This is a genomic window from Geomicrobium sp. JCM 19055 (genome assembly GCF_000698185.1).
Lineage (GTDB): Bacteria > Bacillota > Bacilli > Bacillales > Marinococcaceae > Geomicrobium_A > Geomicrobium_A sediminis.
Genome location: NZ_BAXL01000036.1, coordinates 23927 through 31391, shown reverse-complemented (window position 1 = coordinate 31391; position 7465 = coordinate 23927). Strand labels below are relative to the sequence as shown.

At 41.5% G+C, this 7465-nt stretch carries 9 protein-coding genes and 1 pseudogene; 5 read left to right on the top strand and 5 right to left on the bottom strand.

Features of this window, described 5'->3' with window-relative positions; all coding sequences use genetic code 11:
- The first annotated feature begins 235 nt into the window (after nucleotides 1-235).
- Both JCM19055_RS21835 and JCM19055_RS21830 read left to right on the top strand, forming a co-directional pair.
- On the top strand, nucleotides 236-958 hold the full coding sequence (locus JCM19055_RS21835; protein ID WP_042361348.1) for a 3-ketoacyl-ACP reductase: 723 nt from the start codon (nucleotides 236-238) through the stop codon (nucleotides 956-958).
- A 72-nt stretch (nucleotides 959-1030) separates the two neighbouring features.
- Nucleotides 1031-1747 (top strand): 3-ketoacyl-ACP reductase, encoded by a 717-nt coding sequence (locus JCM19055_RS21830; RefSeq protein WP_042361346.1) that lies wholly within the window; start codon nucleotides 1031-1033, stop codon nucleotides 1745-1747.
- A 176-nt stretch (nucleotides 1748-1923) separates the two neighbouring features.
- Here the strand turns inward: JCM19055_RS21830 and JCM19055_RS21825 are convergent, their stop codons facing one another.
- Nucleotides 1924-2625, bottom strand: coding sequence for a class I SAM-dependent methyltransferase (locus JCM19055_RS21825; RefSeq protein ID WP_265182469.1), 702 nt, complete (start codon nucleotides 2623-2625; stop codon nucleotides 1924-1926).
- Nucleotides 2626-2716: 91 nt separating this feature from the next.
- Here JCM19055_RS21825 and JCM19055_RS27790 point away from each other — a divergent pair, with 91 nt between their 5' ends.
- The 3 genes and pseudogenes from JCM19055_RS27790 to JCM19055_RS21810 all read left to right on the top strand — a co-directional run bounded on the left by JCM19055_RS27790 (nucleotide 2717) and on the right by JCM19055_RS21810 (nucleotide 4681).
- Nucleotides 2717-2911, top strand: coding sequence for a hypothetical protein (locus tag JCM19055_RS27790; protein WP_042361345.1), 195 nt, complete (start codon nucleotides 2717-2719; stop codon nucleotides 2909-2911).
- Complete coding sequence (locus JCM19055_RS21815; protein WP_042361343.1) at nucleotides 2887-3888, top strand: serpin family protein; 1002 nt, start codon at nucleotides 2887-2889, stop codon at nucleotides 3886-3888. The genes JCM19055_RS27790 and JCM19055_RS21815 overlap by 25 nt, the downstream gene beginning before the upstream one ends.
- 68 nt (nucleotides 3889-3956) lie before the next feature.
- Nucleotides 3957-4681, top strand: a pseudogene (locus JCM19055_RS21810) (MerR family transcriptional regulator).
- 171 nt (nucleotides 4682-4852) lie between these two features.
- Here the strand turns inward: JCM19055_RS21810 and JCM19055_RS21805 are convergent.
- From JCM19055_RS21805 to JCM19055_RS21795, 4 genes are all read right to left on the bottom strand, one after another.
- Nucleotides 4853-5488: an ABC transporter permease gene (locus JCM19055_RS21805; RefSeq protein WP_042361341.1), complete on the bottom strand. Its 636-nt coding sequence runs from the start codon at nucleotides 5486-5488 to the stop codon at nucleotides 4853-4855.
- The gene (locus JCM19055_RS30815) at nucleotides 5485-5862 is read right to left on the bottom strand and encodes a hypothetical protein (protein WP_265182468.1); all 378 of its coding nucleotides are present in this window, start codon (nucleotides 5860-5862) and stop codon (nucleotides 5485-5487) included. Before JCM19055_RS30815 ends, JCM19055_RS21805 begins: the two co-directional genes overlap by 4 nt.
- Entirely contained in the window at nucleotides 5843-6328 is a 486-nt protein-coding gene (locus JCM19055_RS30810; protein WP_265182467.1) for an ABC transporter ATP-binding protein, read from the bottom strand. Before JCM19055_RS30810 ends, JCM19055_RS30815 begins: the two co-directional genes overlap by 20 nt.
- Nucleotides 6329-6433: 105 nt before the next feature.
- A complete protein-coding gene (locus JCM19055_RS21795) occupies nucleotides 6434-7384 on the bottom strand; it encodes a LytTR family transcriptional regulator DNA-binding domain-containing protein (protein WP_042361339.1) in 951 nt (316 codons plus the stop codon).
- Nucleotides 7385-7465 lie beyond the last annotated feature (81 nt).

Below are 7465 nucleotides of genomic sequence, written 5' to 3'. Positions count from 1 at the left end.
AGCAAGCGGAGGCTGGGGTGTAGCAAGAGCGAGGTAGTATGGTGCAAGAGCGAGGCAGGGTGGTGCAAGAGCGAGGAAGCGTGTAGCAAGAGCGAGGCAGCGTGGTGCAAGAGCGAGGCAGGGTGGTGCAAGAGCGAAGCCACGTGGTGCAAGCTCAAAGCTGCTAGTTTCAATAAATGGACATGCCTAGTAAGTTACATTACCATGGTCACAAAGAGAAGGAGGTTGCTGTTTTATGCAAACGATTAATGGAAAGTATGCGGTGATTACAGGTGCGGGTCGTGGGATCGGCAGGTCGACTGCTCTTGCGCTCGCACGTGAAGGTGTGAACGTTGCGCTGTTAGGGAAAACGGTTGAGAATCTACAAAGTGTGCAAAAAGAGGTTGATGCTTACGGCGTTCAGTCGCTTGCCATTCAAATGGATGTAAAAGATGCGTCAACTGTTCAGTCAGCAATCCAAGAAGTGTTACAAACGTTTGGTACGGTTGATATTTTAATTAACAATGCGGGTATTGGCGCGTACGGCAAATTCATGGATTTAACAGAAGACGATTGGGACAATGTTTATGAAGTAAACGTCAAAGGGGTGCTACGTGTCACGCAGGCAGTATTGCCACACATGATTGAACGACGTAACGGGGATATTATTAACATCTCGTCCACATCAGGTTTACGCGGTACGGAAGGATCAAGTGCGTACAGTGCTACGAAGTTTGCGTTGCATGGACTTACAGAATCGTTAATGAAAGAGATGCGTAAGCATAAGATTCGGGTCCAAAGCCTAAGTCCTAGCCGGGTTATTACTGATTTTGGTGGCGGGAAAAACCGTTTAACGGATGAGGAAGCGGAGCACTTTATGCAAGCAGAAGACGTAGCTGATGTGATTGTGTCGAAATTAAAGTTACATCCGCGTATGTTCGTGAAACATTCAGAGCTTTGGGCAACGGACCCGCAATAAGCGTAGGACGAGACATTTTCACCAGTGCATCGTATAATGAGTGTTCGATTAAAGACATAGGGAGTGAGTTTGATGCAACAATTAACAGGTAAAACGGCAGTGATTACAGGTGCTGGCCGTGGAATCGGTCGTTCAACGGCAATTGCATTTGCTAAAGAAGGCATTCATGTAGGCCTCATTGGACGTACGATGGAAAACCTTGAAAACGTCGCAAAAGAGCTCGAGCAGTATGATGTAAACGTAAGTGCTGCTACTGCATACGTGAGCAATCTGAGCGAGATGGAAGAAGCGTTCAATCACATCACGAGTGATTTAGGAACGATTGATATTCTTATTAACAATGCGGGTATTGGTAAATTTGGTGGCTTCTTAGAGCTTTCACCTGACGAGTTCCAAGAAATTATTAATGTAAATCTCAACGGTGTGTATAACGCAACGAGACTTGCACTACCTGCAATGATTGAACAAAAAGCGGGTGACATTATTAACATCTCATCCACAGCAGGTACAAAAGGTGCGCCTGTAACGAGTGCATATAGTGCATCGAAATATGCAGTGATGGGTTTAACGGAATCACTCATGCTTGAAGTAAGAAAGCATAATGTTCGTGTTTCTGCGTTAACGCCAAGTACAGTAGCTACTGATCTAGCGGTCGATAATGGTCTAACAGATGGCAATCCAGAAAAAGCAATGCAACCTGAAGATCTAGCAGAGTTGATCGTTGCTCAACTGAAGCTACATCCTCGTGTGTTTGTTAAAACTGCAGGTCTTTGGGCGACAAATCCATAAAAAGAAAATCCCCCGTTATGGGGGATTTATTGTGGATAAATAATTGTTAACAGAAGATTCTAGTTGTGGGAATGTTAACAACATCGTGAATATGTGCATAAGTCGCCTAGGTTATACACTTATTCACAGGGTGAATGATTATTTTTTTCGCTTCGAACGTAATGGAAGTTGCGTTATTATGGGCGGGTTGTTGATAAGTGTAGTCGCTTGAAACGACGATGTCTATGAATCCCACCTCGCTCAAAAAGCTTCGAAATTCCTCTACACCATACCATCGTATCGCAAGCGTTTGTAACTCCGTGTCGGTTTTTTTCGCCATTCGTCCATTTCTCATACACAATTTCTTTCGTAAATGTTTGCTCAATCCAATTGTTTGATAGCAGCGTACTTGTCATCCGGATTCCTGTATCTTCAGAAAGGTGGAAATGAGAAACCGTATGATCATCTTCAATTGGACCAGGTGCAATAATGTCTATAATGAGTTTTCCGTCTTCTTCTAGATGATGATAAAAGTTCACCAATGCGTTTTTGGCTTGTTCACGAGACGTGAGTAGCGAAAAGGAGCCAGTTGGTAAGACGATTGCACCGAATTTTTGATGCAACTGAACCGTTGTCACGTCATCTTGAATTAACGTAGGATCATAGCCGTTTTTCGTAGCATACGCTTTGCAAAGATCTAGCATTTCTTTAGACGTATCGACACCGACGACTGTAAACCCTGCATCGATCAGTGGGAATAGCATACGTCCAGTACCAGAAGCAGGTTCTAGAATCGGTGAAGTGACATGTTGTAAGCGTGAGATGTAATATGGAATGTCACCATTAATGGAACTGCCAATTGGTTTTGTTTTTTTCGTAAACAGCTGTTGATAATTCACCATATGATTTATACATGTTGTCCCCCTCCATACTCTCATTGTAACGCTTTTGACTAGAAGAACGAATAGTAAGATAAAGGGGAGTTGTCTGATGAAGTGGTGGACGAGTGTCGGAGGTGTGTGTTTAATGGCAGGATTGACTGGGTGTGGCGTACAATCAAGCGAACAAGCAAACGCAAATCTGGAAGAATCGCTGGAGCAAGATCGGCAACTTGAGTTAGCGGTGCAATTAATAGAACACGAAGATGAAGCAATCATATTTTGTCGCCGTTTAGTATTTACTTAAGTTTAATGATGGTCGCAAATGGGACGAGTGGTGACAGTGAACAGGAAATCTATAAAGCGCTCCAGTTAGATGATGTCGACCGTGAAGAAGAAAATAGAAAAATTCATGACTGGTTAACCTACTTGTCCATGGACCGAGACGTTGAGATTGGCATTGCAAATTCAATTTGGGCGAAAGAACATGTAACGTTCCTTGAGTCTTACGCCACCAAGATTGAGGACACGTTCTATGGAGAAGCACGGGAATTAACAGGGGTTAAAAAAATTAACGATTGGGTGAAGGATAAAACCAGCGGTAAAATCAATCGCATATTTGAAGATGAATTATCTGAGGAAATCGTGGCACTGCTCGTTAATGCGACGTATTTCTATGGGAATTGGCAAGATCCGTTCACGTTACTAGAAGAATCTAATGAGAAGTTTACAAATCTTGATGGATCAAAAGCAGTTGTTGAATGGATGAACCGAGTTGATGATTTTAGCTATGTCGAGGGTGAACATTATCAAGCGGTCCGACTTCCGTATGCAGATGAAGAGACGTCGATGACTATTGTGTTGCCAGGCGAGGGAGTGTTTACAGATGTTTTACACGCAATCCCTAACATTATGAGTAGTAGCGATTGGTCAACGAAAGAAGTGGATGTGCGAATCCCAACGATTGAACTAGACAATGAATATAATTTAAACGATACATTGAAACATTTAGGTATGGAAACAATCTTTAATTATATGGAAAATAACATGTTTGAAGGTAGTGGAAGTAATTATTCGATAGATGATGTTATCCATAGAGCAATCATTGAAATCGATGAAAAAGGCACAGAAGCAGCTGCGGTGACTGCTGTATCTGTTATGGAAACAAGTGCATCGATAACATCACCAGTCTCTTTTACCGCCGATCGACCATTTTATTTTCTAATTGAACATGAGCCAACAGGTGCAACATTGTTCTTTGGCTCTTATGCAGAGGTAAATTAAATTTTAAAATCATTGTTGACTCTAACGTTACGTCAGCCCTTATCGTCAAATGTGAAGGAGGGAATGCAATGCTTCAAGTAAAGGAAGTTTCAAAGCTAACCGGTGTTAGTGTGCGCACACTTCATCATTATGATCACATCGGTTTGTTAACACCGGAGAGTACGACAGAAGCGGGATATCGCCTCTATTCACAAAAAGACTTAATGCATTTACAAGAAATTCTTTTCTTTCGAGAGCTTGGCTTCCCTCTGAAACAAATAAAATCCCTCATGAGTGATCCATCTTATTCGCGAGTGATGCGTTGCGTATGCAAAAACGATTGTTAACCGACCGTGTTACGCACATTCAAGGAATGATTGAGATGATTGATGGGACACTTGAGGAGCGAGAAGGGGATCTTGATATGACCGAAGAACGTCATTTTAAAGGGTTTAAATTTAGTGAAAGTGATTCGTATGAAGCTGAAGCAAGAGAGTTGTACGGTGATCATGCTGTAGATGAAGGCAAAGCGAAGATCAAAGGAAATGAACAAGCGCTTCAAGAAGAAATGAATGATATTTACCGTGAGTTAGCACAGACGATGGAACACAACCCAGCGTCGGAAGAAGCACAAGTGGCGATTGAGAAGTGGTACAACTACTTGAATCGAATTGGCAAGTATTCAAAAGAAGCATTCGCAGGTCTTGGCGAAATGTACGTTAGTGATGAGCGTTTTCAACAAAACATTGATCAATTTCGACCAGGCTTAGCCGAGTGGATGCGTGATGCGATGAAGGTATATGCAGGAAATTAAGTGTATAAAAGCAAAGGGAATTTTCCCTTTCTTTTATACGTTTAACTATTAAATCTAGCCTACAACGTTAAATTATTTCCTAGGAAATAGTAGATGATTATGTGTAACGCTGTTTTCGATATACGACTGCAAAAATAATACTAATAACGGTAATCCAGCAGAGCGTCACCACTAAACTAAACCAGGGGAATGAACCACCGTAATAACCAACGTAAAAGGCATCGTAAAAGATTTCGATCGGTAACAAGCGCTTAATTGTATAGATGAGGCTACATTGTACAGATCAGCCATCGATGAAATAAAATACATACCCATGATAATTGGAAATAGTGTGATCATGATTTGTCCATTATTGTTCGCGAGGAGTCCTACCGTTGAAGATAATACAATGCAAAAAAATGCAACAGGAATTACTGCAACGAGGAAATAACCCCACGATATTGGAATTTGTAAAATGAGTAAACTTAGAAGCACCCCAATGAGTGATAAACAAAAATAGTGAATGTTTTTACCGATTAATAGTTCAGCAATGCTCGTTGGCGTATAAAGCAACATCCGTAGTGTCCCTTTCTCTTTTTCTTCCGCAAGAGAGTTGGCGGGGACAACTCCAGAGATAAATAAAAGGTTTAGCAAGATTACACCAACGTACATCTCAAACATCATGTCTAGATCACTTGGCATCACGTAAGCAAACATTAGAGCCATCCCAATAGGAATTAGCAACACAGGGACGATATTCGCGCTTTTCATCGAGTCTTTACGATCTTTACGTACAATTGCAAAAATTCTTTTCATCGATAGGCTCATGCAAATTTCCTCCCTGTTACGTCTAAAAAGATGTCCGTTAATGAAGGTTCGTCACTGTGGATTGATTGTACTTTACGACTTTCAATGGCGCTTCGAAGTGACGTCATTCCCGTGTAACTATTGTTGAACGTCTCAACGTTCCCATCAGCAAATGTCACCGTAACTGTCGGTGCAGCGTACGTGCTACGGATTTGAGCAGGTTCGTCACAAAGATAAATTGTACCGTCAATCATAAATGCCACACGGTCACAGAGCGATTCAATTTCGTTCATATCGTGAGACGTTAGAAAAATGGTTGAGCCTTGTTCATTGAGTTGACGTAAAAACGCATGAACATTTGCTTTTGCACTGGGGTCAAGGGAAGCAGTGCTCATCGAGTATTAAGATTTCGGGAGCATGAATGAGCGCTGCCGCTAGATTCGCTCGTTGCTTCATCCCTTTTGATAAATGTTTGTAGGTGGTCTTTCTCGATGAGGCTAATCCGACGTGTTCCAAAACGTCTTCAATGGTACTCACGGGTCGATCATATAGAGAAGCTAGAAAACGTAAGTTGTCATACAAACTCAATCGTTCGTAGAGCACGCTCTGATCACTAAGAATGCCCATTTTACTAAGCAATTGAGTATGATTTCCTGTGACACTTTTACCGAATACACGGATGGTACCTTCGCTTGGCTTTAATTGGTCGGTGAGTAACTTAATCGACGTTGTTTTTCCTACACCGCTAGGACCGACGAGGCCAAATATTTCTCCTTTTCTAATCGAGAAGTTCACGTCTGTGAGTGCCTTTTTCGCTTTGAATTGCTTGTGTACATCTTCAAATTCAATGATTGCATTCATACCATCATCTTCACGTTCAGTTTGAGGGAAGATGAATTGACTAGCATTAAGTTTATGGTGAGTAGTGCGTAGAGCAATGCGAATGGTGCACAATTGAACGTGAAATTACAGGGCGATCCCGAGCGTTTCATAAAGTAAAGGCAATTTGCTTTTTGCAAGGGGAACGCCATCCGGGTATTTTGCAATAACAACGGTGTAACTATTTCTCGTCCACTGCATAACTTCTCGAACTCGCTGTAAATTGACGAGATATGAGCGGTGTGTTCGAAAGAAGCCGAACGGTACTAACTGTTGCTCAAGTGCTTGCAGTGTAAACGGAGAAACGTAAGACTGTTCGTTCACATAAAGCAAACATTCTCCATCAATCGCTTCGATATAATCGATTTCCTCAGGATTAAAAAGTAATGTCTTTTCTGCTTGCTTCGCTGCAATCTTCTTAAACGGAGTAGGAAGAGCCTCCTCATTTGAGAGTTCCACAAGCGTCGTATTCGTCATTTTATATTGTCGACCGAGGCTGAAAGGTTCAACATCGTAATCAGATAATGTGAGAAGCACAGCTTTTGCACGATTGGAATAAAGGATTAAATTGTTTGAGATTAGTTGTTTCGTCTCGTGATCGACACCGATGTATGGATTTTCTAAAATGACAATGGAAGGTTCATGAACGATTGCCCGGGCAATTAATACACGTCGTTTAATGGAATCATCTAAATCTAAGTAGCGCATCGATTGAAACGATGTAAGTCCCCAAGTGGATAAGATTTCATTTAAATCAGTCTTTGAATTGTACAAGTTATGAAAGAATGCGAGGTTGTCAAACACTGAAAGTCGTTCATAAAGGGTGTCTTCTAACGTAAAGTAGCCGATCTGTTTTTGTTGACTGAATGTTATGTGATCTTTATTTTGACGTTGAGTATGTAAGTAATGAAGAAGGACATTCCCTTGTTTTGCACTACAATGAATGATTGCGAAATCCCCTTCGTTCACGGTTAAATCAAACGAAGGAACCACAACGTGACCGTGTTGAACGATTTCTAAGTTTGTTATCGTGTACATGCTAAGGCCTCCAATCGTTATCTCGTTTAGTATATCGTCTATGAACAACGTTTTAAACAAAAAAACCACAAAGGGACCGAC